Source organism: uncultured Roseibium sp. (genome assembly GCF_947499295.1).
GTDB lineage: Bacteria > Pseudomonadota > Alphaproteobacteria > Rhizobiales > Stappiaceae > Roseibium.
Genome location: NZ_CANMNP010000023.1, coordinates 17,437 through 42,749, shown reverse-complemented (window position 1 = coordinate 42,749; position 25,313 = coordinate 17,437). Strand labels below are relative to the sequence as shown.

At 55.4% G+C, this 25,313-nt stretch carries 21 protein-coding genes; 11 read left to right on the top strand and 10 right to left on the bottom strand.

Annotation, left to right across the window (positions count from 1 at the left end; translation table 11 throughout):
* Nucleotides 1–171 precede the first annotated feature (171 nt).
* From Q0835_RS26375 to Q0835_RS26365, 3 genes are all read left to right on the top strand, one after another.
* Complete coding sequence (locus Q0835_RS26375; protein ID WP_298965906.1) at nt 172–1,005, top strand: DUF3108 domain-containing protein; 834 nt, start codon at nt 172–174, stop codon at nt 1,003–1,005.
* Nucleotides 1,006–1,223: 218 nt separating this feature from the next.
* Complete coding sequence (locus Q0835_RS26370) at nt 1,224–2,183, top strand: acetyl-CoA carboxylase carboxyltransferase subunit alpha (protein WP_298817453.1); 960 nt, start codon at nt 1,224–1,226, stop codon at nt 2,181–2,183.
* A 307-nt stretch (nt 2,184–2,490) separates the two neighbouring features.
* Nucleotides 2,491–3,753 carry a murein L,D-transpeptidase family protein gene (locus Q0835_RS26365; protein ID WP_298965903.1) on the top strand — a complete coding sequence of 421 codons (1,263 nt, stop codon included), beginning with the start codon at nt 2,491–2,493 and terminating at the stop codon, nt 3,751–3,753.
* Between the two features lie 29 nt (nt 3,754–3,782).
* Here the strand turns inward: Q0835_RS26365 and Q0835_RS26360 are convergent, their stop codons facing one another.
* From Q0835_RS26360 to leuS, 5 genes are all read right to left on the bottom strand, one after another.
* Nucleotides 3,783–4,385 carry an HD domain-containing protein gene (locus Q0835_RS26360; RefSeq protein WP_298965900.1) on the bottom strand — a complete coding sequence of 201 codons (603 nt, stop codon included), beginning with the start codon at nt 4,383–4,385 and terminating at the stop codon, nt 3,783–3,785.
* Between the two features lie 114 nt (nt 4,386–4,499).
* On the bottom strand, nt 4,500–5,552 hold the full coding sequence (locus tag Q0835_RS26355) for a MaoC family dehydratase (protein WP_298965898.1): 1,053 nt from the start codon (nt 5,550–5,552) through the stop codon (nt 4,500–4,502).
* A 130-nt stretch (nt 5,553–5,682) separates the two neighbouring features.
* Nucleotides 5,683–6,723 (bottom strand): DNA polymerase III subunit delta, encoded by a 1,041-nt coding sequence (gene holA, locus Q0835_RS26350; protein WP_298965895.1) that lies wholly within the window; start codon nt 6,721–6,723, stop codon nt 5,683–5,685.
* Nucleotides 6,724–6,747: 24 nt separating this feature from the next.
* Complete coding sequence (locus Q0835_RS26345) at nt 6,748–7,323, bottom strand: hypothetical protein (protein WP_298965892.1); 576 nt, start codon at nt 7,321–7,323, stop codon at nt 6,748–6,750.
* A complete protein-coding gene (gene leuS / locus Q0835_RS26340) occupies nt 7,310–9,931 on the bottom strand; it encodes a leucine--tRNA ligase (RefSeq protein WP_298965890.1) in 2,622 nt (873 codons plus the stop codon). The genes Q0835_RS26345 and leuS overlap by 14 nt, the downstream gene beginning before the upstream one ends.
* A gap of 367 nt (nt 9,932–10,298) precedes the next feature.
* Between leuS and Q0835_RS26335 the strand changes: the two genes are divergently transcribed.
* The 6 genes from Q0835_RS26335 to Q0835_RS26310 all read left to right on the top strand — a co-directional run bounded on the left by Q0835_RS26335 (nt 10,299) and on the right by Q0835_RS26310 (nt 15,512).
* On the top strand, nt 10,299–10,970 hold the full coding sequence (locus tag Q0835_RS26335; RefSeq protein ID WP_298965887.1) for a YggS family pyridoxal phosphate-dependent enzyme: 672 nt from the start codon (nt 10,299–10,301) through the stop codon (nt 10,968–10,970).
* A gap of 264 nt (nt 10,971–11,234) precedes the next feature.
* On the top strand, nt 11,235–11,465 hold the full coding sequence (locus Q0835_RS26330) for a hypothetical protein (protein ID WP_298965883.1): 231 nt from the start codon (nt 11,235–11,237) through the stop codon (nt 11,463–11,465).
* A gap of 266 nt (nt 11,466–11,731) precedes the next feature.
* Nucleotides 11,732–12,724, top strand: a complete 993-nt coding sequence (dctP, locus tag Q0835_RS26325) for a TRAP transporter substrate-binding protein DctP (protein ID WP_298965880.1) — start codon at nt 11,732–11,734, stop codon at nt 12,722–12,724.
* 139 nt (nt 12,725–12,863) lie between these two features.
* Entirely contained in the window at nt 12,864–13,358 is a 495-nt protein-coding gene (locus Q0835_RS26320; protein ID WP_298965877.1) for a TRAP transporter small permease, read from the top strand.
* Entirely contained in the window at nt 13,355–14,626 is a 1,272-nt protein-coding gene (locus Q0835_RS26315; RefSeq protein ID WP_298965874.1) for a TRAP transporter large permease, read from the top strand. Before Q0835_RS26320 ends, Q0835_RS26315 begins: the two co-directional genes overlap by 4 nt.
* A 10-nt stretch (nt 14,627–14,636) precedes the next feature.
* A complete protein-coding gene (locus tag Q0835_RS26310) occupies nt 14,637–15,512 on the top strand; it encodes an isocitrate lyase/PEP mutase family protein (protein WP_298965872.1) in 876 nt (291 codons plus the stop codon).
* Between the two features lie 16 nt (nt 15,513–15,528).
* On the opposite strand, the gene Q0835_RS26305 is transcribed toward Q0835_RS26310, so the two are convergent.
* From Q0835_RS26305 to Q0835_RS26285, 5 genes are all read right to left on the bottom strand, one after another.
* A complete protein-coding gene (locus Q0835_RS26305) occupies nt 15,529–18,423 on the bottom strand; it encodes an AsmA family protein (protein WP_298965869.1) in 2,895 nt (964 codons plus the stop codon).
* A 129-nt stretch (nt 18,424–18,552) separates the two neighbouring features.
* Nucleotides 18,553–19,710, bottom strand: coding sequence for a DUF1513 domain-containing protein (locus tag Q0835_RS26300; protein WP_298965865.1), 1,158 nt, complete (start codon nt 19,708–19,710; stop codon nt 18,553–18,555).
* On the bottom strand, nt 19,691–20,764 hold the full coding sequence (locus Q0835_RS26295; RefSeq protein ID WP_298965863.1) for an imelysin family protein: 1,074 nt from the start codon (nt 20,762–20,764) through the stop codon (nt 19,691–19,693). The genes Q0835_RS26300 and Q0835_RS26295 overlap by 20 nt, the downstream gene beginning before the upstream one ends.
* Nucleotides 20,764–22,293, bottom strand: coding sequence for a di-heme oxidoredictase family protein (locus tag Q0835_RS26290; RefSeq protein ID WP_298965860.1), 1,530 nt, complete (start codon nt 22,291–22,293; stop codon nt 20,764–20,766). The genes Q0835_RS26295 and Q0835_RS26290 overlap by 1 nt, the downstream gene beginning before the upstream one ends.
* 86 nt (nt 22,294–22,379) lie before the next feature.
* On the bottom strand, nt 22,380–23,642 hold the full coding sequence (locus tag Q0835_RS26285) for an imelysin family protein (RefSeq protein ID WP_298965857.1): 1,263 nt from the start codon (nt 23,640–23,642) through the stop codon (nt 22,380–22,382).
* A 305-nt stretch (nt 23,643–23,947) separates the two neighbouring features.
* Here Q0835_RS26285 and Q0835_RS26280 point away from each other — a divergent pair, with 305 nt between their 5' ends.
* Nucleotides 23,948–24,424 (top strand): TerB family tellurite resistance protein, encoded by a 477-nt coding sequence (locus Q0835_RS26280; protein WP_152499544.1) that lies wholly within the window; start codon nt 23,948–23,950, stop codon nt 24,422–24,424.
* A gap of 92 nt (nt 24,425–24,516) precedes the next feature.
* A complete protein-coding gene (locus Q0835_RS26275; RefSeq protein ID WP_298965855.1) occupies nt 24,517–25,269 on the top strand; it encodes a glutamine amidotransferase in 753 nt (250 codons plus the stop codon).
* Nucleotides 25,270–25,313 lie beyond the last annotated feature (44 nt).

The window sequence follows — 25,313 nt, the reverse complement described above, 5'->3', positions numbered from 1 at the left end:
ATTTCTCTGACTTAATTCGCAGAAGTGCCAAGCGTTAACCAGTGAGTTACCATAATTTAGAATGATTGATTTCGTTCTGCACGCTGATTTCATGCTATGGTTACCGTCGCGGAACACTTCAAGGCGCGGGGGCGCAATTTGCTGCCGTTTTGGCAGGCCGGAGGTTTTAAAGTGTTTGGTTTGACGTCTCTCGGGCGGCTGGTCGCCCTGCCGATGGTTGTTGGTGCACTGCTGGTCACACCTGCAGAAGCCAAGAAAACGAATATCGGCGGCCTTTATGCAATTTCGATTGCCGGCTTCAAGATCGGCAAGGGCACGCTCTCGCTGGCCATGAAAGGCAACGCCTATTCCGCCAAAGTCAGCCTTGCACCCGCCGGGATCGGAACTCTGTTCTCCACCGGCAAAGGAGGCGCTGAAGCGTCGGGATGGCTGGTCGGCTCGAAGGTTGTTCCCTCCAAGTACCGTATGGCTTCCCACGCTTCCAACATCGACTTCTACGTCAAGCTTAACCAGGGTTCAGGCCATATTCGTTCCTCGGACGTTGCGCCGCAATTCAAACCGAACGCCGAGCGCATCAAGGTCACTCGGCGCCATAAACGCAACGCGATTGACCCGCTGAGCGCAGCGCTGATGCCGGTCGGACGCGCAAAAGACAGTCTGGGCCCGAAAGCGTGCAGCAGGAAGCTTCCGATTTTCGATGGCTGGACCCGTTTCGACATCAAGCTGAGCTACCAGGGAACAAAGGAAGTTTCCGGACGCGGCTATGACGGGCCGGTTGTTGTCTGCAAGGCCCGCTGGGTTCCCATCGCAGGCCACCGTCCTTCGAAGGAATCGGTCAAGCGCATGGCTCGCGCCAACATGGAAATCTGGATCGCTCCGCTTGGGCGGGACAACGTTTTGATCCCGTATCGCATTTCCATGGACACTAAAAACGGGCGGCTCGTGGTTGAAGCGACAAAACTGAGCGTTGACGGCGCTGGCAGGGAACAGGCCGCGCGCCGCTGATCCGGTTCGGAATCGCAGACCAAATCGGTTCAATTCAAGGCTTCTTCTTGAAATAGGGTCTATTCGGAGCCCGGAACAACAGCCGAGGCTTGCGCCCCCTTGCGTCTCTTGTTACAGCCCTCCACGTTATGACAACATGGCGAATGCCGTGACCCGTCAATTATTTCCGGATCGACCGATTTTTAAGGCGGTGCCGGCTTGTTCAGGTAACCGAGTAAATGCACAGCTATTTGGAATTCGAAAAGCCCGTTGCAGACATTGAAGGCAAGATCCAGGAACTGAAGGCTCTCGCAGCTGAAGACGGTGAAGAAGTCAATGTCGACAGTGAAATCGAACGGCTGAAAACCAAATCGTCGCAGACGCTGCAGGACCTCTACACCAAGCTGACCCCCTGGCAGAAAACACTTGTTGCCAGGCACCCGGACCGCCCACACGCTGTCGACTATATCGCCGGACTGATTGAGGATTTCACTCCGCTCGCCGGAGATAGGAAATTCGCGGAAGACCACGCGCTGATTGCCGGGATCGGTCGTTTCCGCGGCCAGTCCGTTGCGGTGCTCGCGCAGGAAAAAGGCCACGATACGGAATCCCGCCTGAAGCACAATTTCGGCATGGTTCGCCCGGAAGGTTACCGCAAGGCCGTAAGGGTCATGGAAATGGCGGAACGCTTCGGCTTGCCGCTGGTGAGTTTCGTCGATACGTCCGGTGCGTATCCTGGCCGGGGCGCGGAAGAACGCGGTCAGTCTGAGGCCATAGCCAGATCGACGGACAAGGGTCTTGGCCTCAGCACCCCTTCCGTTGCCGTTGTTGTTGGGGAAGGCGGATCGGGCGGTGCAATAGCGATTGCAACGTCAAGCCGGGTGCTGATGCTCGAACATGCAATTTACTCCGTGATTTCGCCGGAAGGTGCAGCTTCGATCCTCTGGCGCGACAGCGCCAAGGCACAGGACGCTGCAACAGCGTTGAAAATCACGGCTCAGGATCTCAGGCAATTGGGCGTGATTGACGAAATTATCGGCGAACCTGTCGGCGGTGCGCACAGAGCACGCGAAATTGTGATCGACAACACCGGCAAGGCAATCGAGACTGCTTTGAAAAGCATGGCGGAACTTTCCGCTGAAGAATTACGCAAGCAGCGCCGCGAGAAATTCATCTCCATTGGCCGAACACTCGGCTGACAGGCCGTCAGGCATTCCATTGAAATTGTGAGTATTTTACTCGGTTTAAAGCGGCTTTCGGCCGCTTTCGCCTTGCTATGGCCAGAATTTACCCTCATTCAAGCCAAGTTGGGCACGTTTTTCATTTGGAGAAAAAGTTGTTCTGATCACCGGAATTTGCATCGCGAAGGCAATTCCGGTCCAGTAACCTATCGTCAACCATCATTCCCTAGCCTTTGCGCGGGGGCGAGACGCAGGAAATGCGACCTGACCGCGTAGGGCTTTCGCTAGGTTTGGGACGCTTTCCAACAAGTTTGGGATAGTAATAATGGTGTTTCGGCGTATTTTAAAATCGCCAGCAGCCCTGCTGCAGACAGAGCAACGCCGAAAGGGTCGCAAGGCCGTCAGGCTCGGGGCTGTCATACTCGCAGCAGGTTTTCTCGCAGCTTGCCAGGCAGATGAATTCAGCGCCGGTCCCAACAAGGCCAATCTGCCGGTCAGCGCTTCACTCAAGCGCAAGATGAACGATCTCAACATGAGTTCGACATCACCGATCATGATCCGGATCTTCAAGGAAGAGTCTCAGCTCGAGGTCTGGAAGCAGACAAAGTCAGGCAAATACAAACTTCTTGAAGACTTCGAAATCTGCAAGTGGTCGGGCAAACTCGGTCCGAAATTCAAAGAAGGTGACCGCCAGGCACCAGAAGGCTTCTACGAAATCACGCCTGCGCTGATGAACCCGAATTCCAGTTATCACCTGGCCTTCAATCTTGGCTACCCAAACCGGTATGACCAGTCTCACGGACGCACGGGATCGCACCTCATGGTGCATGGAGCCTGCTCCTCCCGTGGCTGCTACGCCATGACCGACGAGCAGGTACAGGATATCTATTCTCTCGCCCGCGACAGCTTTAAAGGTGGACAGCGCTCGTTCCAGGTCCAGGCATATCCGTTCCGCATGACACCGGAAAACATGGCGCGTCACCGGGACAGCGAGCATTTGGATTTCTGGAAAATGCTGAAGACCGGGTACGACCATTTCGAAGTTGCCAACGTGCCGCCGCAAGTTTCTGTCTGTGAAAAGAAATACGTCTTCGATGCGACCACGCTTGTTGAGGGCGTACCTTTCCGCGCTTCGGCCAAATGCCCCGAGTACCAGGTGAGCCCGCGCATAGCCTCGGCGGTTGCCTCTAAGCAGAAAAAAGACAACACCAAATTCCAGCAACTCGCAGCGCGCTACGATGCACGTGAAGAGCGTCAGAAGCGTTGGGAAGACCGTTCCAACCGCTTGGCGGAAGTCCTGGGAGGCGACGAAGCCACGCAGACCGCAGCAACGGAAGCTGGTGCAAATGCGGACGCAACAGCGGCGCAGCAAACGGCATCCACAAGTGCACCAGCCACCGCGGCCCCGGTGACCGATGCTCCATCAGGATCTACCGTTGAAACCGCCTTTGCTCCGCAGGAAGACAGTCGCGGCAGTTCTGTTGGCGGCTTCTTCAAGCGTTGGGTTCCCTTCGGCTCCAAAGCCTCGAATGAAGGTGCCAGCGTCGGTGCAATCAGCACGGAAGTCGTTCCAGCTTCCAAACCCTGACGTCACTACCCTTGGATTGTCACCTCTGATCAACTGAGAGGCGGCAATCCTTTCGACACGCCCATCTGAATGACAGACGGGTCATAGGCCTTGCGTGCAAACACGTCTCGAACCAGAGGTTCAAAACTCTCTAGTGGATCGTATTCATAGTCCGGGTCGAATGAACACTGATCCCAGCGTTCGCAGAAATCAGCACAGGCTTGAAAATGCATGTGGTCCTTGAAACGATCCCGCGCGTTTTCATCCCAGCCATAGTGACGGGCATAATAGATCATTTGAAAGATCCCATGATGCTCGACCACCCAGGCCACTTCGTCACGAACAAATGGACGGATGACTTCGGCTGAAAACCGATCGTGGTTCTGCGGTGCCAATCCATCGCCAACATCATGCAACAAAGCGCCGGCAATCCAGTCGATATCAGCACCTTCCCGACGCGCCCGAGTCGCGGACTGGAGCCCATGTTCAAGCCGCGTGATCTTGTAGCCTGAAAGCGTGTCTTCGCCCTGGCGTCGAAGTTCGGCGAAGATCCGGTCAGCGGTCAAGCCATGATACGGTTTTTCTGCCTCGGACAGCAGGTCATAGTCCTGCTTCGTGCCGTCTTTCATCTGCGTGAACGATACGGTTTTCATGGTTGATGCGTCTCCATAGTCTTCACAGGAGTGTGGGCAATCGAAACTCATCTTGTCCAGGGCAAATCCGGCGCAGGCAATCTCCAAAACGACCGGAGACCATAGTGGCAGACCTTATTTGGGCATCATGGCCCAGTAGTCGAAGTCGAGGATCACTTCATCCAGATATTTGCCGTCAGCGGTCTTGTCGGGAAAGTCTTCACAAGACCGGTTTTTGGTTGCAACAAGGCGAAGGCGCAAGGCACCAACATCAGTCCGTCCGTCGATATCCGACTTATCCAGTACTTCGGACCAGGCATAGACCGTGTCACCTGCCCCAAGCGGCCCGACATGACGACCGCCGTTGATGCCACTGATGTGGAATGCATTGGCAAGGCCATTGAAGGACAGTGCTCGAGCGATCGAAATCACGTGCCCTCCGTAGACCAGCCTGTGACCGAACCTGTTGTGGGCTTCCGTATGCAGGTTGAAATGCACCTTGGCCGTGTTCTGGTAAAGCCGAGTTGCCATCTGATGCTCGGCTTCCTCAACGGTCATTCCATCGACATGATCGATTTTTTCGCCGACTTCATAGTCGTCAAAGCGGAAGCCCGACCCCGATAGATCGTTGTCCCAGTTAGCTGCATCAAGCAGCGGCACAGCGGTTCCAAGCGACTGCGGATCCAACACTGCAGGCAATTCGGGCACGACGGCCTCGGGTGCGGGACTGCCTGCATCCCGCTTGGTGACCATCACCCAGCGAACGTAGTCCAGAACCTCTGTTCCAGTGGAAGTGTACCCGGTGGACCGCACATAAACGACGCCCGTTTTCCGGTTGGAATTTTCTTTCTTCCCGATGACTTCCGAAATGGTTGAGATTGTGTCTCCCGGATAAACAGGAGCCAGAAAACGTCCGCCCGCATAACCCAGATTGGCAACTGCATTGAGCGAGATGTCCGGAACGGTTTTGCCAAAGACAATGTGGAATGTCAGGAAATCATCGACCGGCGCCTGCGCATAGCCTAGCGACTTGGCAAAGGCATCGGAAGACTGGACTGCGAACCGGGAGCCGTAAAGCGCTGTATAGAGCGTCTGATCACCACTGGTAACAGTGCGCGGCGTTGCGTGGCGGATCACTTGTCCGACCTTAAAATCTTCGAAAAAATTGCCGCGATTGGTTTTGCTCACCTGCGCCTCCCGATTTCTGTGTTCTGCACGGGAATAAACCCTATTGCAGCGCACACTAGCAAGTACGACGATGTGCCAAGCCGGTCTCTGCACTCAACCAATGCACAGACGCATCCAAAAAAGCGCCCGTTCAACGCCGTTGGTTTCTGGCCCTTGCCGCGCGCCCGAGTTTCAAGAGCGCTTCGGACAGAACCGGCACACCAAGTGGATCGTTCAGCCTGGAGATCCGTGTCGCTTCGCTCAGAATGTCCATCGCTTTTTCAAGGTCCTTCAGCGCCCAGATCCGCAATTGTTGCGAAAATTTCGGCTTGCGACTGAAAAAAATAGGGGGGCGCTGGCCATCAATGACGGCCTGTGCACTTTTGCCCTGGTCCACATCGATACGCATACGGTGCAATTGCTGAAAATGCTTGAGTGCCTGATTGGCAATGACGGACGCTTTCGATCCTGCCTCGGCCAAACGCTCAAGACCATGATCCAGCAAGGCAAGATCGCCGGCAGCGGCAGCATCGATCAGTTCTGATGTTTCGAACGCGGAGGCATCACCGATAATGGCCTCAATGTCTTCACTGTCGATGCGGCCTTTGTGGAGTGCATATAGGCAGAGCTTCTTTAGCTCCCCCCGGCTTGCCATCCGGTCGCCCCCCAGCAGACTATGCAGAGAGGCGCGCGCTTCCCGCGTGATGGAGAGACCGGCTTCGCGGGTTTCCTCGTCGATCAAATGATCGATGCCACGATCGCTGTCCGCATAGCACGGCAAGGCGATAGCACGCTTGTGTGTCTCGACAAGTTTCCTGAGCCCCGCCCCTTTCTTGATGTCTCCGGCTTCGAGGACAACAAGGGTCTGCCAATCATCCAGTTTGAGAACCGGCTCAACAGCCGGATTGAGGTTTTTGCCGCTGGCGTCCTTGACCCAGACGATCCGGCGACCGCCGAAAAGCGGGACCGTCAGCACTTCATCAATGAGCCGATTGGGGTCTGCACTGATGTCCGCGGCGTCTATCTTGATCAGATTAAAAGGATCGCTATCCCCCTCAGAGGCTTTGTTGACAAGCCGCGTTGCCCGCTCGGAGACCAGTCCGGTGTCAGGCCCGAACACGAGCACGACCCCGCCCGCGTCAGGTGGATTGGCAACAAACCGATCGATTTCCGCAGCTTTCAGAACGGTCACGGTCGGAACACCTCTGCCAGAAAACTATTGCTGGCTTGCAAAATAGCCTGCAACACGGGCTGTTATGTCATCGGCAACCGACTTGGCAACCCGTTCCTGGGCATCCCGGTAGGCGCGCGTGTTGGCAAACCGTTGATCCGAAAAGTCGTAAGAAGCGGTCTTGAAGGCCCGGCCCGACATCAGCGTTTCATCTGTCGCCAGGTCGCTCAGGACGAAGGTCGAATTCATCGTGGTGTTATAGGCGGACGGAACATCCGCAAAACGTTCCACACCTACTTCAGAATTGCTGACGTCGATCAGCACCTTCAGCCTGTATTTCTTCGCCGGCGCGTCGCCGCCGCGCTCAAACCTGTAGGTCAGCTCGTTGTAAAGAACGCGCGAGGCATCGTTGTTGGCAAATTGCGCATCGATCGAAGCCAGATCGATGGCCGCCATTTCAGATGCGACCGGTGACGAAACCGACCCGAATTCTCCGGTGCTTGTGCCGTAAAGCGGGCGCACCTGACACCCGCTCACCAGGACCGCTGCTGCAAATCCAACGCAAAGTGCACCGCGCCGCCAAACGGCTCTCTTCTCGAAGGTGTTGTCAAACAACGACATTTACGATCCTTTGCGGCACAACAATGAGCTTCTTCGGCGAATTTCCGTCCAAAGCCCTGCGAACGAACTCAAGCGCCAGAGTAGCCGCTTCGACCTCTTCTTTGGAAGCGTCTTTTGCAATCGTCAGTTCGCCACGCCGTTTGCCATTCACCTGGATCGGATATGTGACACTGTCTTCAACCAACAGCTCACTCTCCGGTTCCGGCCATTTGGCCTCGGAAATCAGGTTGTCATGGCCAAGCGCAGACCAGCACTCTTCCGCCAGATGCGGCATCATGGGCGCCATCATCTGGACCAGGAAATCGGCAGCTTCCCGGATTGCGTAACGCGCTCCTCCATCGGCATCACCGTCGTTGAAGGTTTTGCTGATCGTGTTGACCAGCTCATAGAGACGGGCAACCGCCCGGTTGAAGCCGAGGCCTTCCAGGTCGTTCGAAACGGCGGCCAGTGTCTTGTGACTGGTCCGGCGCAGCTCAAGCGCCTTTCCGCTCACGTCGGGCGCGGTTCCGCCGCGAGGCTCGATCTCTTCCGAGATTTCGCCGATCAGACGCCAGACACGCTGGACAAAGCGCCATGCACCCTGAACTCCGTCTTCTGTCCAGATGACATCACGCTCCGGAGGACTGTCAGACAGCATGAACCAGCGGGCCGTATCCGCGCCGTATGTGTCAATGATGTCTGTCGGATCGACGGTGTTCCGTTTGGACTTCGACATTTTTTCAATCGAGCCGATGACAACCTCGTCCCCTGTATCAAGCAGGGTCGCCTGGCGTGAACCGTCGACTTCCTCGATCTTGATTTCCGCAGGAGCGATCCAGCGTCCGTTGGCACCTTCACCGAGACGATAGGTTTCGTGCGTGACCATGCCTTGCGTAAAGAGACCCTTGAATGGCTCTTTCAGATCGAGCGCACCAACTTTTTGCATCGCACGGGTAAAGAAACGCGAATAAAGCAAATGCAGAATCGCGTGTTCGATGCCGCCGATATACTGATCGACCGGCAACCATCCAGTCGCCGCAGCAGGGTCGGTTGGCTCACTGCAATCTGGCGCCGTGAACCGCGCGAAGTACCAGGAGCTGTCGACGAAGGTATCCATCGTGTCGGTTTCACGCTTGGCCGGTTTCCCGCATTTCGGACAGGAGGTATCGCGCCAGGTCGCATGTCGATCCAGTGGATTGCCCGGCTTGTCGAAATTGATGTCGTCCGGCAACTGAACAGGCAGGTTTTCATTCTTTTCCGGTACGACACCGCAGTCGTCACAGTGGATGACCGGGATCGGACACCCCCAATACCGCTGGCGTGAAATGCCCCAGTCGCGCAGGCGGAAGTTGACCTGACGCTCTGCCTGAGGCGATCCGTCAACGATGTCCGTCTCCAGTCGTTTCGCAACCGCTTCCTTGGCGTCTGCAATTGAAAGACCGTTCAGAAAGTCCGAATTGAAGATCGTGCCCTCATCGGTGAAGGCCTCGTTGCCGACATCAAAACTTGCCGGGTCTGCATCCTTCGGCAAGACGACCGGTTTGACCGGCAGCTCATATTTGCGCGCAAAATCCAGATCGCGTTGATCGTGTGCCGGGCAGGCAAAAATGGCGCCGGTTCCGTAGTCCATCAAAATGAAGTTGGCGACATAGACCGGCAACTCCAAAGACGCGTCCAGGGGATGCTTGACCCGAAGGCCGGTATCAATCCCCTTCTTCTCCGCTTTTTCAATGGCTTCTTCCGAAGTTCCGACCCTGCGGCATTCCTCGATGAATGCCTGCAGCTCCGGATTGCCTTCGGCCACCTTCAACGAGATCGGATGATCGGGCGAAAGCCCCATGAACGACGCCCCATACAAGGTGTCAGGCCGTGTGGTGAAAATCTCCAGCGTCTTGTCGCCTGTTGGCGCTGCATCGGTGAATTCAAAGCGCACACGAAGGCCTTCCGAACGGCCGATCCAGTTCTTCTGCATCAGGCGAACCTTGTCCGGCCAGCGGTCAAGCGTGTCGATCGCCTCCAACAGATCTTCCGAAAAATCAGAGATCTTGAAGAACCATTGGGTCAGCTCCCGCTGCTCAACCAGCGCACCCGATCTCCAGCCGCGGCCATCGATCACCTGCTCGTTCGCCAGTACCGTCATATCGACGGGATCCCAATTGACCTTGGCGTTCTTGCGGTAAACGAGACCTGCTTCCAGGAACCTCAGGAACAAGCGCTGCTGCTGCGTGTAATACGCCACATCACAGGTCGCAAATTCTCGGCTCCAGTCGAGCGAAAGACCCATGATCTTGAGCTGGTCGCGCATCGTGGCAATGTTTTCGTAGGTCCAATCTTTTGGATGAACCTTGTTCTGCATGGCTGCGTTTTCTGCAGGCATGCCAAAGGCGTCCCATCCCATCGGGTGCAGAACATTAAAGCCTTTCGCACGCTTGTAGCGGGCGACGACGTCTCCCATGGCGTAATTGCGCACATGGCCCATGTGAATGCGGCCGGACGGATAGGGGAACATTTCTAGGACATAATATTTGTCGCGCAGGTCGTCGTTATGCGTGACGAACACATCCTTGTCGTTCCAGACCTTTTGCCAGCGCGCTTCGACTTCGCGCGCGTTGTACCGTTCCGTTGCCATCAATTATGCCGTTTGTTCTTGCCGCCGGATCTGGCGGAATTTGTGAATGATTGACTGCCGGACTGTCACCAGAAATCCTGCCCGCGGTCAACATGTGTCAGGCGTTTGTGCCTGCTGAAGCCTGTTTATTGCGCAAAGCCGCATCCGTAAAGCGTTTGGAGGGGTGGATCAGGGACCTTTTCCGGTCAAAAGCGCACATGAAGTTGTTCTGCAGGAAGTGATACCGCTCGCAGACCGGGCCTTCGGCACTTAGGATTTAAGATGCCATTTGAAGCTGATTTCAAACATGGTTATGACAGACCGCATGGAGCCAATGTCAGAGACCGGAGTGTCTCTTTCGTCAGACCGTTTTCTCATGGAGAAATTGATGACCGATGCCGCTGAGCGCCTTGCCGCGACCCTGACCGACATCAGCAAGGCTGAGTCCGAATTCAGCCGGGCCTCAGGATCGGTCACATTGATTGCTGTTTCCAAAACATTCGACAGCGCATCAATTCGTCCGGTCCTGGACGCCGGCCAACGTGTCTTTGGCGAGAACCGGGTTCAGGAAGCGATGCAGAAATGGCCCGGACTGCGCGAAGATTTTGATGGGATCGAATTGCATCTGATCGGCCCCTTGCAGTCCAACAAGGCTAAAGAAGCGGTTGCCACATTCGACGTGATCCACACCGTGGACCGTCTGAAGATTGCGAAAGCGCTGAAATCGGAGATGGACAGGCAAGATCGCCAGCTGCCGTGCTTCATTCAGGTCAACACTGGCGAGGAACCGCAGAAGGCGGGAATTGCGCCTCAGGACGTTGACACATTCGTACGCGCTTGCCGCGACGGTGTCGGATTGAACATCGTCGGTCTCATGTGCATTCCACCCATTGATGAAGCTCCCGGTGAGCATTTTGCCCTTCTGGAGAAGATCGCTGCCCGCAACGCGATCAAAGGTCTCTCCATGGGCATGTCTTCGGACTACAAGACCGCGGTTGGCTTCGGCGCGACTCATGTTCGGGTCGGTTCGGCGATTTTCGGAGCGCGTGATTACCGTTAAGTGGCGTCAGGTGACGACAAACACGGCAAGAAAGCCTTTCTCAGTCGCGAAGCTGCCTGAAACTGTCAAAATTGACAGGAATTTGACCAACCAGTGACTGAATCGTTATGTCGGCCACAACAATGCCGCGACTTTTTCCTCAAGCGGCCCTTTGCCCGTCGCGATCCCACAGCAAAGTCCTCCCTGTTCCGGTTCGACGGGTCGCAGGGACCTGACGAATGGACGGAACACCAAGACCAAAACCAAACAGTTGGAGGTCATATCATGTCCAAACGTCTTACTGCCGCGATCCTCGTAGGTGCTTTCACCGTTTCTTCTGCGGCTCTTGCACAGGGCATGTCCTTTGAGGCAGTCGATAGCAACCAGGACGGTTTCGTGACTTTTGAAGAAATTACGGCTGCAAATCCGGCTATGTCGGAAGATCTTTTCAAAGCTGCGGACGCCAACCAGGACAGCATGCTGGATCCTGACGAGTTCGCAACAGTTCAGCCGTAACAACGGTTTCGGGCGGTTACCCCCCATAACTCCGCCAGCGCGGCGCAGCCGCCCGATCAAGACCATCGCCGGAGGTCACGCCGGCGGTGGTTTTTTGTGTTTGGCCAAACCATCGCCGTTTTCCGAACTGACTGAACGGCTCCACGATTGTTGCTTCCTGAATGGCTCAAGTGTTTGTTGAGTTATCGTAACGATTGTTCGGAACAGATTTCATTGACCCCAAATTGCAGCTTTGCCAGACTGGCCGGCGTATTTGGGAGGAAATCATGAAAACATTGAATTGGGCGCTCGGCGCCGCAATTGCGCTTGGTCTTTCTGCTGGCTCCGCTTTGGCAGCCGACACGACATTGCGGATTTCACTGCAGTTGCCGCTCACCAGCCATCTCGGCCAGAACCTGCTCCTCTTCAAGGAGGAAGTGGAAAAGAATTCAAACGGTGACATCGCGGTCGAGATTTATGATTCCGCCCAGCTTTACAAGGACAAGGAAGTCCCGGCGGCAGTTGGATCCGGTGCCATCGAGATGGGCGTCGCCTCACTCACCCGGTATGTCGGAGACGTTCCGGCGGTCGACATCTTCTATCAGCCGTTCCTGTTCGACACTGAAGACAAGGTTCGCGCGGCTGTCGCCCCCGGATCGGCTGTCCGGGGACCATTGGATGAGGCTATTCAAGACACAGGGTCGACCGTTCTGTGGTGGCAGGCCTATGGCGGCGCGATCATGCTGTCCAAAGAAACACCGATCAAAACACCTGAAGACATGAAGGGCAAAAAGGTTCGCGTATTCGGCAAGACCCTCGGCGACTTCGTCAAGGCTGCAGGTGGAGCACCGACACTGATCTCAGGTTCAGAGCAATATCTTGCGTACCAGCGGGGCACCGTTGATATCGGCATGACCGGTGTTTCCGGTGTGAAATCCAGAAAGCTCTGGGATGTGATGGACACGATAACCGTCACCAACAATGCGGACATTGAGTTCATTGTCGTCGTCAACACGGATTTCTGGAACGGGCTGCCGGATGAGCACAAGGCGATTGTGGAAGCTGCGGCGCTAACGGCAGAAAACGATGTTCGTGATCGCATGTCGCAGATCGAGGCGGACGCTTATAAGGCAGCTGAAGAAAACGGCATGACGGTTTATCGTCCCACTGCGGACGAAATTGCCGCCTGGAAAACCGTCAGTGAACCCGTCTATGAGGCCTATATCGAGAAAACCGGTGATCTGGGTCAAAAGGTCATGGATGCCGCGAAAAAACTCTGACCTTGCCAAAACGAGACTGTTTCAACCGATGATCGGCTTTACGCCGGTCATCGCACATGCTCGTTCTTCCATGTGACTGCCATCCGCCAGAACCGATTTCGCGGATCAGCGCCTGACCGCCGCCCATCCTGAGGGTTTCATGACCACCTTTTCTTCATTGCTGCGCGCCCTGGCGTGGATCGCCGCACTTTTGTTCTTTTGTGCCGGAGGGATGCTGACCTATGAAGTGGCCGCCCGATATCTCTTCATCGCGCCAACGATCTGGGCTGCCGAGCTTTCGCAGCTTTGCCTGATCTGGGGAACAATGCTGGCAATGCCCTGGCTGCTTCAATCCGGTCGTCACATCGCTGTCGATGCGATTACGGAGCGCCTTGGGCCCTTCGGGAAACGGCTTTGCTACGGCTTGTCGATGTTGGCCGTAGGTCTTTTCAGCGGAATTGTCACATGGTTCGGTGGCGACATTTTCTGGGATTCCTTTGAACGTGGCAGAACCACGGGGTCCATGCTCGATTTGCCGACATGGGTTGCCGAACTGGCAATCCCGGTTGGCTTCGCCCTCCTTTTTGTTCAAGCCTTGTTGGAAGTCTTGAAAGCGATGCGCGGCACAATGCCTGGGGCGGATGCGCCTTCATGACCACGATTTTGATCCTTGCGGCTCTCTTCAGCCTTCTTCTGATCCGCGTTCCGGTTGCCTTTGCCCTCGGCGGGCTGGGACTGGCTCTGCTTCTGTTTGGCGGCTTTTCACCGCTTATGGCTCCGCAAGCCATTCTCTCCACTCTGGATGGCTTCATTCTTTTGGCCGTACCGCTTTTCCTGTTGATGTCCAACATTCTGTTGAAAGGTGGGGTCGGCAAGGACCTCTTTGCAGCGGTTCATGCCTGGGTTGGACATTGGCCGGGCGGTCTGGCAGTGGCGACCATCATATCTTGTGGCATCTTCGCCGCGATATCCGGTTCGTCCGTGGCGACCGCAGCGACGATTGGCACGGTTGCCATCCCTGAAATGATCGAACGCGGATATCAGAAACGATTTGTCTATGGATTGTTGGCCGCCGGCGGCACGCTTGGCATTCTCATCCCGCCTTCCATTCCGATGATCGTTTATGGCTTCGTCACGGAGCAATCCGTCATTTCGCTATTTCTCGCCGGGATAGGCCCGGGCCTTCTTCTGCTCACGCTGTTCATCGTTTTCTCCATGATTTATGCGCGCTGGTTCGGCGGATTTGAAGCGGTCCCAGCGGCAGGTTGGGAAACGAGATTCTGGTCGTCACTGCGCGCACTCCCCTCGGTCCTGTTGGCTGCTTATGTGATCAGAGTGATCTATATCGGCGCTGCAACCCCGACCGAAGCTGCGGCGATCGGCCTTGCCGGTGCGCTTGTGATTACGCTCGCGATGCGGCGCTTAACCTGGTTGTCGTTCCGTGAAGCCATTTTCGACAGCATGATAACGACCGTGGCTATCCTGATGATCGTGGCTGGCGCAAAAGTTTTCGGCAAGGCGATCACGCTCTATCGGATACCCCAGGACATTTCGATGTTCATTAGCCAGAATTTCGACACCCCTCTGACTTTTATCCTGGTCGTCTCGGTTGTCCTGCTGATCATGGGTCTGGTGTTTGAAGCCCTGTCCATGGTTCTGATCATGACACCGGTCCTCTTGCCGGCAGCACTGATCCTTGGTTTTGACCCGATATGGTTCGGCGTCTACATGGTGGTGATGGTTGAGTGCGCATTGATCACGCCGCCTGTCGGCCTCAATCTTTATGTGATCCAGTCGGTCGCCAAATCCAAATTGTCAGAGGTCGCCCGCGGCGTGCTGCCGTTCCTGGGATTGATGCTGTTCAGCGTTGCCATCCTTTATTTCTGGCCGGCTCTGGCCCTTTATATACCCTTTAATTTCTGAGGTTCGAACCATGCCATCTCCGGCCGACACCCTCCGTACGCTTCTGGCGCAGGACAAGCTGCACGTGATGCCCTGCTGCTATGATGCACTATCGGCGAAACTGATCGAACAGGCTGATTTCGATCTGACATTCATGTCGGGATTTGCCGCCTCTGCAAGTCGGATCGGCCAACCCGATCTCGGCCTGATGTCTTATTCGGAAGTACTTGATCAGGCCCGAAATATTACCGATGCCGTTTCCATTCCGGTGATAGCCGACGGAGATGAAGGATACGGAAACGCCATGAATGTTCGCCGGACAGTCACCGGCTTTGCAAAGGCTGGCGCGGCAGCCGTCATGATCGAGGATCAGCTTGCGCCAAAGCGATGCGGCCACACGCCGGGAAAGGCAGTTGTATCGCGGCAGGAAGCTTATGACCGCATTCGGGCCGCCGTCGACGCCCGCGCGGACGGAGCCGACATTCTCATCCTGGCCCGCACCGACGCGCGCCACGAACATGAACTTGGTGAGGCCATTGAAAGAGCCCGCATGTTCAAAGAACTTGGAGCTGACATTCTCTTCGTCGAGGCACCCAAAACCGTTTCGGAGATGGAAACCATTTGCCGGGAGCTGCCGGGACCCAAAATGGCCAACATCGTGGAAGGCGGCGAAACGCCGGACCTGTCACACAAGGATTTGCAGGAAATCGGGTATGCCATCGCCGCCTATCCGCTGACGCTGATGGCCAGTGCGATGAAGGCAATGGTCGGCACATTGGAACGCCTGAAACTTGATCAGGATCGCTCGCCGGATCTCATGAGTTTCGCAGATCTGAGAGAACGCATCGGCTTCAACACTTACTACGAAGTGTCAGAGCAATACGACACGTCCAAAAGAGACAAATAGTCCGACAAGCCGGAAACTAGTTGTTTTTCTTCTGCTTGCCGAAAACATTGCCAAGAAGGCCCGCAGGCAGTCCGAAACCTTCTTCTACCGCTTTCAGAACCTCTTCGTCGTCAACATCACCCTCAATGACTTTTTGAACATTGATTTGCGTGTTTCCTCCGGTTGCCCGTTCTATAACCTTGTTCGCTGCATCGACCAGTTCCTGCGAGGGTTCCTTGTTGCCTTGCAAGATGGAAATCAACTCGCCACCGGTTTTCTGCAGTTGCTTATAGGCAGCTTCCGGGTTTTCCAGAATGCCTTTGATGTCCGGATAGATCCGCGGATCGTTCCAGGATCCTTCGATTACGATGGGCACGCCAAGGCCGGCCATTTTCTTGTCTTCGCCCTTTCGGCGCGGTTGAGGAGCTTGTCCTTCCAGCGTCGGGACAATCTTCGGCTCAACGCGCCAGGAAAGGCTTTGTTTCGGCATGTCGGTCGTGCCCTTGCCCGTCATATGCAAAAGCGGCCCCACCATCGCCAGGTCTTCGGTCTTGGCAACACCGTTGTTGATCTGGAAGGTCGCACCGAGTGAACTGAAATCGGTCTTTTCCGACGCGTTTTCCTGCCAGCCCAGCAAAGTTTCAATGGAAAGACCACGCACCATTTTGGGAATGTTGATCCCGCGGATCGCGCCGTCCATGAACTGATAGCTTGCGCTTCCATTAAGGCCTTGAACAAGCGCCTGCTCACTCGCCCCTTTGGAAGTGACATCCATATTGATGGTCGCCTTGCCTTCAATCCAGCTGAAATCAGCCGCATCACGCAACAAGGGGTAGGAATCGAGGCTGGTCAGTGCGAATTTCGCCGCGATATCAGGCGTGTCAGAAGACCCGTTGAGCTTGACCGTTCCGGTTCCCTTGCCATTGTAAAGCGACAGATTTTCCAGGTTTGCCGTCAGGAGACCGTTCGCTATGGTCGCGGAAAGTGCAGACTGATCGATCTTGATCTTGTCCCATCGGATTTCCTGCGTTGTTACCTTGAAGTCCGCATCGACAGCCCTCAACCCGGAAAAATCGATCGGCTCGTTGCTCCACCCACCATTTTTGCCAGTGTTACCTCCGCTATTGCCGCCACCGTTGCCGCCTGAGGATCCGGAAGAAGAAGCCTTTCCGCCCGATTGCGCGCTGCCGCCGAGATATGGGTCAAGAACCAGCGCCCCTAATGCGAGGCGGGCAGTCACCTTCGGCTTGCCGGCAAGTTCAATACGTCCATTTGCCTCGCCAGAAGTGCTGTCCAGTGTAAAACGGGTTTCCTCAAATGTGATTGTTTCGCCCTGAACACCGAAAATGCCGGATGCCTTGAAGGTTTTGAGCCCCCCTCCCGCACCAATCGGCTGTCCCATCCAGGCCATAAGGCCGCGCAGATCCGCAGTGTCCAGACGAACAGCGCCGTCAACTGCGCCCGTACGCGCAACCCATCCGTCAAAGCCCGCGCCAACGCGATTGCCTTTTATCGTCACCGAGACCGGCGCTTCGCCTCCGGCCAGAAGTTTGGCCGTATTAGCATTGCCGGTAAGCGTAAAGCCTTCACCACGCCAGGTCATTGCACCGCTGAGGGATATCGGCTTTTCCAGGCCCTGCATCTCAACATCCATGGCAAGGTTGGTCAGTCGATCTGCTTCCGGGTCACCGCCGACGGCAGACGCGAGGCCGAGACCGCCGATTTCACCCTCCGAAATCGAAACCGATCCGTTTATGTCGAGCCCTGCCACCAACTCCTCGCCGGTAAGACCGACCGTGTCAAACGCAAGATCAGCACTCAATTTTCCACTTGCCGGCAAATCCTGTCCGGAAAGCAACAGAAGATCCGCAATCGAACCATCCTTGAGCACAAGCCGACCGGAAAGTTCCGGCACAAGGCCGGAAAGGTCCGCGTCTGCGGCACCTCCAAGCGACAATTGACCGAGCGTAATGTGCAGATCAGCCAACGAAACCGCAGCTTCTGTGCCTGAAACCTTGGCGTCCATATTGAAGGCACCGGGATCCGTCGCCAGATCCTGACCAACGAGCGCGGCAAGGGCCTTGAGCGAAGGTCCGGACCCTTCAATCGCCAACTCGGCGCGTGCAGGTTCGATACCCGCCTCGCCTCCGACCGTGATCTTGTTATCAGCGGAAGATACAATGAGGTTGACCGGGACCTGATCACCTGAAACCAGTCCGAGCGGATTTGTCAGGGAACCTTCGACCCCAAGCGGAATCTCGTTGAAGACAAAACTGGAATTCAGGTCAACGACACCGGACAGGTCCGGAGCATTGAGAGAAAGGTTCAGGTCGGTAACCTTGATGGGCTCAGGCGTGGACAGATCTTTATAGGTTACCGTCCCGCCGGTGATCTCAAGGCTGTCGACACCAATACTTTTCAGATATCCCTCCGAAGGTGCTGAAGCACCGCCGTCAGCTTCTGCGGTTGCGTCCGTCTGCGCAGGCGCTTCAACCACTCTTGGGGCAGCTTGCTGATTGTCGGAATCAGCTTCAACTGCCAACGCGCGACGCGGTTCCCAGCTGGTCGTGCCGTTTGGTCCGATTTCGAGATAAATATCCGGTTGATCCAGCGAAATGCCTGTCACCTGTATGTTGCCGGACAGCAGTCCGCCCCAGGCCAAGCCAAATTCCATACGCTCGGCTTTGGCAAATTCAATGCCGTCTGCACCGGCTTCTCCGGAGAGGCCGATTTGCTCCGCAACCAGCGAGAACCCAGGGAACAGCGACAGGGAAACAGGACCATCCAGCCTAACCCGCCAGCCAAGGCGTTGGTCCACCTGTTCAACCACCTGGCGCTTGATCTCATCCTTGGGCAGGAACAGTGGTACGACCAATATGATGGTCACCAGCATGAATACCAGGCTGCCCAGTCCGATCAAAAGCCGTCGCATTAAAGTGCCTTTCATCTCCTCGAATCGGCCTCAATGTAGACCAATACGGCAACAAACATGCCTGATGAATTTGACAAAAGCAGGAATTGTCGCGGTTTCAAGGCCGATTGGCCTGATTTCGGTGCGAAATTAGGAAATAGAAGACATGTGATTGTCCCAGGAGTAACCTGGCGGCCGCGCGATTATTTCGGCTGGAGCGTCAAGCTCACCAACATAAGAAAGCGCACCATTGCCGTCTGAAATCAGGAATCCGGCCTGATCGATCGGTGCGACACCGCACCCGTCGGGAATGGGTTTTGCCCCCAGGAAAGCTGAAGTTGACGTGTCCCAGAAAAGCGTTTGACCACCACGCGGGGCAGACGTTGCGATCACACTGCCATCGTTGTTGGCGGTCACCGAACCGATGTAGTTTTCAAGCCCGGCAGCAACGGGTGTCGGGATTGCCGTTGGACGAGGCGGCTGGTCCCGTTCAACAACAACGACCAGCGGCGGTGTTTCACTTTCCGGCCCTTCGAACTGGCCGCCAACCCACACTCTACCGGCAGCGTCCATCGCCATATGACGCAATGAAACCTGGTGCAGGGAGCGCGGAAGCGTCTGCGAGGACAGAAGATCGCCGGTCTCAGCATCAAGAAAAACGATCGACGGCGCCATGCTATCGAGATTCAGCTTTTCGCGCGCCCTGTCCGGATGGGTTTCGATGCCACCATTTGCGACGATAAGCACGCGTCCATCGGCGCTCATAAGAATATCGTGAGGGCCAACCCCGAACGTATCGAGCTCTCCGATACGTTTTGGCTCGGCAGCACTCATATCGTAAACACCGACAACACCCCGAGCCGCATCAAAGTCGTTCTCAACCGAATAAAGCAACCGTCCGTCGGCCGAAAAACACCCGTGCCCATAAAAGTGCCGGCCTTTGGAGGCGGTCAGAACATAAGGTTCAACACGATCGAAAGGATGAATGACGACAGCAAATGCACCAGGTCGTCTTGCAAATGCAACCCAGCAGGACTTGTCCAGGGAAATTGCTACCCCGTGCCCTCTGGCCGGCAGGGAGACTTCAGCCAGTACCTGACCAAGGTCATCCAGAATGCCAATTCCGTAGGTTCCGTTAGACTTTCGGAAGGCGCTGGCAAAGAGCGGAACGCCCTCATTGGCCTGACGACTGATCAGGCTTTCTGCCAGTGTTGATTTTGCAAAAACCGGCGTTGCGGCGAGGCTGCCAAGTCCGGCCAAAAACTGGCGCCGGGAAAATGCCGTCTGCCTAGTCGCCGTCAAGCGCATTGAAGCCTCCAGCAAGATCCAACGCTCCGGCAAGCTCAAGAGCGACGGTGTCCCTGATTGACTTGACAGTTATGGCGAGGACGCTGACCAGCCTGTAGCTGTCCCCCTTTTTGAACGAATAGCGCAAAGGGGGGTCCAGCTGCGTCAGGATCTTATGAGCATTTCCAAACTCAAAGTTCAGCGTATCGAAAATCCACGTAAAATCCTGCGGCGTCAGTTTTTTCAAGTTCAGGCTTGATATCGACTGCTCAATCCCCTGCAACTCACTGGACAAGAACGTGACGCCATTGCCCGAACGCGAAAAAGGAAAGCGCCGGGGTTTGGCCTTTTCTTTAGAAGTCCCGAGCGCAGGCAAAAGATCCTGATCGCGCACAACAATCAGACCGGTGACCAACGCATTGAAAACGGACTCCATAGCCTCTTTGGAAGTCTTGAACCGCGCATCGCTGCCACCTGGTGTCAGCAAAGCTTCTGTGTAGCCGTCCGGATTTGCCCAACTCGCGTCAAGGGCAACTGCGATGGCGTGTGTGTTCTTTGCTATTGCGAGAGCATAGCCGCACGTAAATTCCGCGTCATCGTCCGGTTTACCCAGCCGCACCTTGCCAGACTTGTCAAAAGCGATCAGCTCCAGCGCTGTCAGGCCCTGAACCGCGACACTCTTCTTCGCAAGGCCAAGGGCATCAAGAGCGTCCTCGTCCTTTTGCGCATAAAGCTTGCGAAGCTGTCGTGATCCGATGCCGCGAGGATCAGGCATAAACGCCAGGCGGCTTAGCCTGTCCTGATCAAGAAGTGGCCCGAAGCGCAGGAATTGAATGCGCCCGAAGTCATGAACAGTTTCGGAAAACACCTTCTGGAACTCGCGGCCAGCAACTTCGTTTGGATCGAGACAGACAGTTTCGACCGCCTCAGGCAGTTTCTCGGTAGAGGAGACAAATTCTTGAAAAGCCGGCTGAATGTAGCCCGTGATCATATTTTCAAGATTTGGCTTATAGTCCTGCGCCAGTGCCGAAGCCGAAGCAGTCAGGACGATGGCCATCGCTACAATCAGGCGCATTACAGGGACTCCAAAAACCTGATCAGATATCGGCGATCATCCGGCGACAGGTTGATAACGTTGTTTCGCGCTTGCTCAGCCTCACCACCATGCCACAACACCGCCTCAAGCAGATTGCGCGCGCGACCGTCATGCAGGAACCGGGTGTGTTTGTTCACCGTTTCAGTCAAACCGATACCCCAAAGCGGCGGCGTGCGCCACTCCCGGCCGGTCGCGTCTCCAACGGGCCGGTGATCGGCAAGGTCTGGGCCCATGTCATGAAGCAACAGGTCGGTGTATGGCCAGATCAGCTGAAAGCGGTGAGCAGGATTTTCCGCAAGTCGACTGGTGACATATTTAGGCTGGTGGCAAGCAGTGCACCCGGATGCATAAAAAACTTCCTTGCCCTTGAGGACTTCCGGATCCTCGACATCCCGCCTTACCGGTACTGCGAGGTTTTCGGAATAGAAGGTCACGAGCTCCATAACCGGGTCCGGTGCTTCCGATGGACCAAGTTGAGCCTGTTCACCGTGCGGCATGGACCTGCACGCAGTCTGGACCTTGGTACAATCCCCGAAATTGTCGGGCTTGTCGGGTGTACTGATGCCAATATCACCGGCAAACGCCCCGGCAGTCTGGGCACGAATTGTCGGATTGGAGGCTTTCCAGCCGAACCTGCCGAGGGTCAACTCACCAGATTGCGGATCCCTCACCTGACTGAGTTTTCCTGATATTCCGTCGCCGTCCTCATCAGTCGGGTCGGCAAGCGCTTCAATATCTCCGGGGTGGATCGCCTGCAACAATCCGAGCCCAATCATCGGCGGAGCAACCCTGGGCGAAATCAATGTATCGGGATGCATGTCGCCATAGCCGAGGTCGCGGATCCTGTAGATCGGCCTTTGCAGCACGGCCGTTTCACCACCATTCAGAGATATCTCTATGTCTTCAAATTCAATATCGAACTTACCTTCACCGGACAAACCGGGCACGGCGAAAGCCTGAAACTGTCCGCCATATGTTGGCTCCGGAATGGAGAGAAGCAATTTCTCAGTAAGTGCCTGACGCTGTTCATCATCTTGCGGAGGTATCGACAATCTCAAAAACAGCGATACGGCCTCATCTCCCGGACGAGGCGGACGGCCGCGCCCGTCCTTCAGGTGGCAGCCCTGGCACGATCTGGCATTATAGAGAGGTCCCAAACCGTCTGAAGCCTGAGTAGAGGCTGGCGAAGAAGCCCAAAGTTTCTTGAAAAGCCCGTTTCCGACCTTGAACAGATGCTGCTCGTCAAATGTGAGATTTGAGTTGGAGTGAGAGAAGGCATCTCTGCTCGGTCGCCGTTTCGACGTACCCGCACCTCCCTGCATCTGTTCGAAGGATTCGGCTTTTTCGAAGTCCGTAGCCAGCCCAAGCACGCGTGCTGACTTTTGCCGGTCGGCTTCGGTAAGGTCGTCTCGATAAGTGAGGACGCCGGTGCCATAGGCCGGGTATGCAATGACCAAGAAAACAGAAACAGCGCCCAATGCGGCGCTCAGTTTGGGGACCAGTCCCATTATTCGCATCCTGATTGTGCCCGCGAGCCCCAATTCGCGGGTGCCGGCACCAGGCGGCTCAACGACCGCCTGGCACACCTTAAGACTTATTCGAAGACAGCGCCTGGATTGTCCAGGCTGTCTGAGCCTTCAAAGGCGATCTCATCAAGCTCAAGCACCTTCACCACGCGTTCGATGGACGTTGTCTGGTCAACAAGAGCATCAACAGCTGCCTGCACCACAGCGTTGCCTTCCTCGTTACCCTCACCGATCATTTGATCGTAGGCTTCACCGCCTTCAGCACGGGTCTTCATGGCCTCAAATGCGGCCAGCGTTGCATCAAGCTTGGTTTTCATTTCTTCCGCAAGCGCAGGGTCTTTTTCCGCAACAAGTTCGGCCAGAGAAGCACCGGAGACATTGTTGCCGAGTGGGCTTGCGTATTCACCAAAATAGACATTTCGGATCCCGACCACATCATTGTAGTGCGACATATGCGTGTTGTCGGAAAAACAATCATGCTCTTCTTCCGGGTCGTGAAGCATCAAGCCAAGCTTCATCCGTTCACCGGCCAGTTCGCCATAGGAAAGCGACCCCATACCGGTCAAAATCGTTGCCAGTCCGCCAGTTTCGCCCTTGCCACCAAGTTCCTCGCGCGCGGCACCACCTGGAGCCCAAGCAGCTGTCATTTCTTCCAAATCGGAGATCAACAGATCGGTGACAGCCTTGAGATACTGAACACGGCGCTCGCAATTGTCGCCGGTGCAGTTTGCTGTATCGAAATCGGTTGCCGGCCGGCTGCCCGCTCCAGCGTCAGTTCCGTTCAGGTCCTGGCCCCAAAGCAGGAATTCGATCGCGTGATATCCGGTGGCAACATTGGCCTCCACTTCACCAGCTTCCTGGAGTGTGTTGGCCAAAAGATCGGCAGTGATCTCAGTCGCATCGACAGTTTCACCACCGACTTTCAGGGTCGGATTTGCGATGACATTCGCGGCGTAAAAATCATTCTCTTCAGATTCATCACCATAGGACGCATCGACGTAGTCGATCAGGCCTTCATCCAATGGCCAGGCGTTTACCTTGCCTTCCCAATCGTCGACGATGGCGTTGCCAAACCGATAGGCTTCGGTCTGCTGATACGGATTGCGGGCCTCGATCCACGCAGTACGGGCAGCTTCCAGATTTGCTTCGGTCGGCTCTGCAATCAATTGATCGATTGCGCTTCTCAACGTCTTGGCGGTTTCAAGTGAGTCAGCATATTTCTGCTGGGCAATGTCGCCATAGGTCGACAAAACATCCGCCGGCGCTGCGGACAATGCCGGCGTGGCAATAAGTGCTGTTGCGGCCAAAAAGCCAAACTTAAAAGATTTCATTGTTCCATCCCGGTGTCTGCAGGCCTGCAGAAAAGAGAGTTTGTGGCAGGCCTATTCCGAAAATTTTGGCGGTCAGCGAGTGCTGTGCAGATCGTACGGAAACCATTTTATGAGGCAAAAAGTCAAGATAAAAATACTAAAAAATCAATACTTTAGAACAATTCCAAAAAGTTGACTGGGAAGTGTAAGTTTAACTACGCATATATAAGCCATAAATCAGACATCAATCCTTTGATGCTAGTGAGGGAATGGTATAGCAATAAAAATAGACCGGATCGGACGCCGGAAAACGGGAAGAAAACAAGATGCTCAATGCACTGAAAAGCTTTGTACGGGAACTTACCTTTGGTGATAGCGGTGAAAAGACTTTCGCCGAAGACGACAAGCGACTTGCAGCTGCCGCACTCCTGTTTCATCTGATCGACATTGATGGCGTTATTGAAGAGAGCGAAAGCCAGAAACTTCGGCAGATACTCCAGAACCACTACGAACTGTCGGACAAGGAAACGACTGAACTCATTTCAGCAGCCAAGCAACGAGATGAGGAAGCCGTCGATCTTTATGGCTTCACATCGGTTCTCAAACGCACTGCGGATGAAGACGAGCGCCTCGCGATCGTCGAGATGATGTGGGAGATCGTCTATGCGGACGGTCACGTCCATGAATTTGAAGACAACACGATCTGGCGCGTTGCGGAACTTCTGGGCGTCTCAACCCGTGATCGCATGACGCTTCGCCACAAGGTTGCGCAAACCGCGCCGGAAGCCGACGAAACCAGCTGACGCCTTGCTGGAAGCAACGCCAGCTGTTCATTACTGACAGGCGATGTCCTACGGGACTCGATTTCCGAGATCACCTGCCTCATATTAAAGGCATGAAATTTCAGTCAAGTCAGGGCAGCCGCCCCAAAATTCTGATCATTCTGCACCAGGAGCATTCTTCACCAGGCCGGGTCGGTCAGGAATTGGTGAAACGGGGATTTGCGCTGGACATCCGCAAGCCAAGGTTTGGCGACAGCTTGCCCGACACAATGGATGGGCACGCAGGCGCGGTCATATTTGGCGGGCCAATGAGTGCCAACGACCCGGATGCGTTTGTCCATAAGGAGATTGACTGGATCAGCGTTCCGCTTGCTGAACAAAAGCCATTCCTCGGCATTTGTCTCGGTGCGCAAATGATGGTGAAAAATCTTGGCGGCAGCGTGTCCGGACATCGCGACGATCTGGTCGAAATTGGATATTACCCACTACGGGCGACCGAGCTCGGCCAGGCGCTCATGAGCTGGCCAGGAAAGGTCTATCAGTGGCATCGCGAGGGGTTCAGCCTGCCGCGCGGAGCGGAATTGCTCGCAACCAGCCCGACCTATACCAACCAGGCAATTCGTGTCGGACCGGCAGCCTATGGCATTCAGTTTCATCCTGAGCTTACGCATCAGATGATGGTTCGCTGGACCACCAAAGGCGCTCCCCGCATGGAACTCCCCGGAGCCCAACAACGCCGCGATCACTTCGCAGGCCGACTGGTCTATGACCCAGCAGTAAAAAGATGGCTCGACAGCTTTCTGGATCAATGGATCGGGTCCGCTGCAATGCCGAAGGTTCACTCGGCACTGAAAGCAGCCGAATGACCACGAAGTCGTTTCATAACCGATAGTCAGATCGGTACATCAAG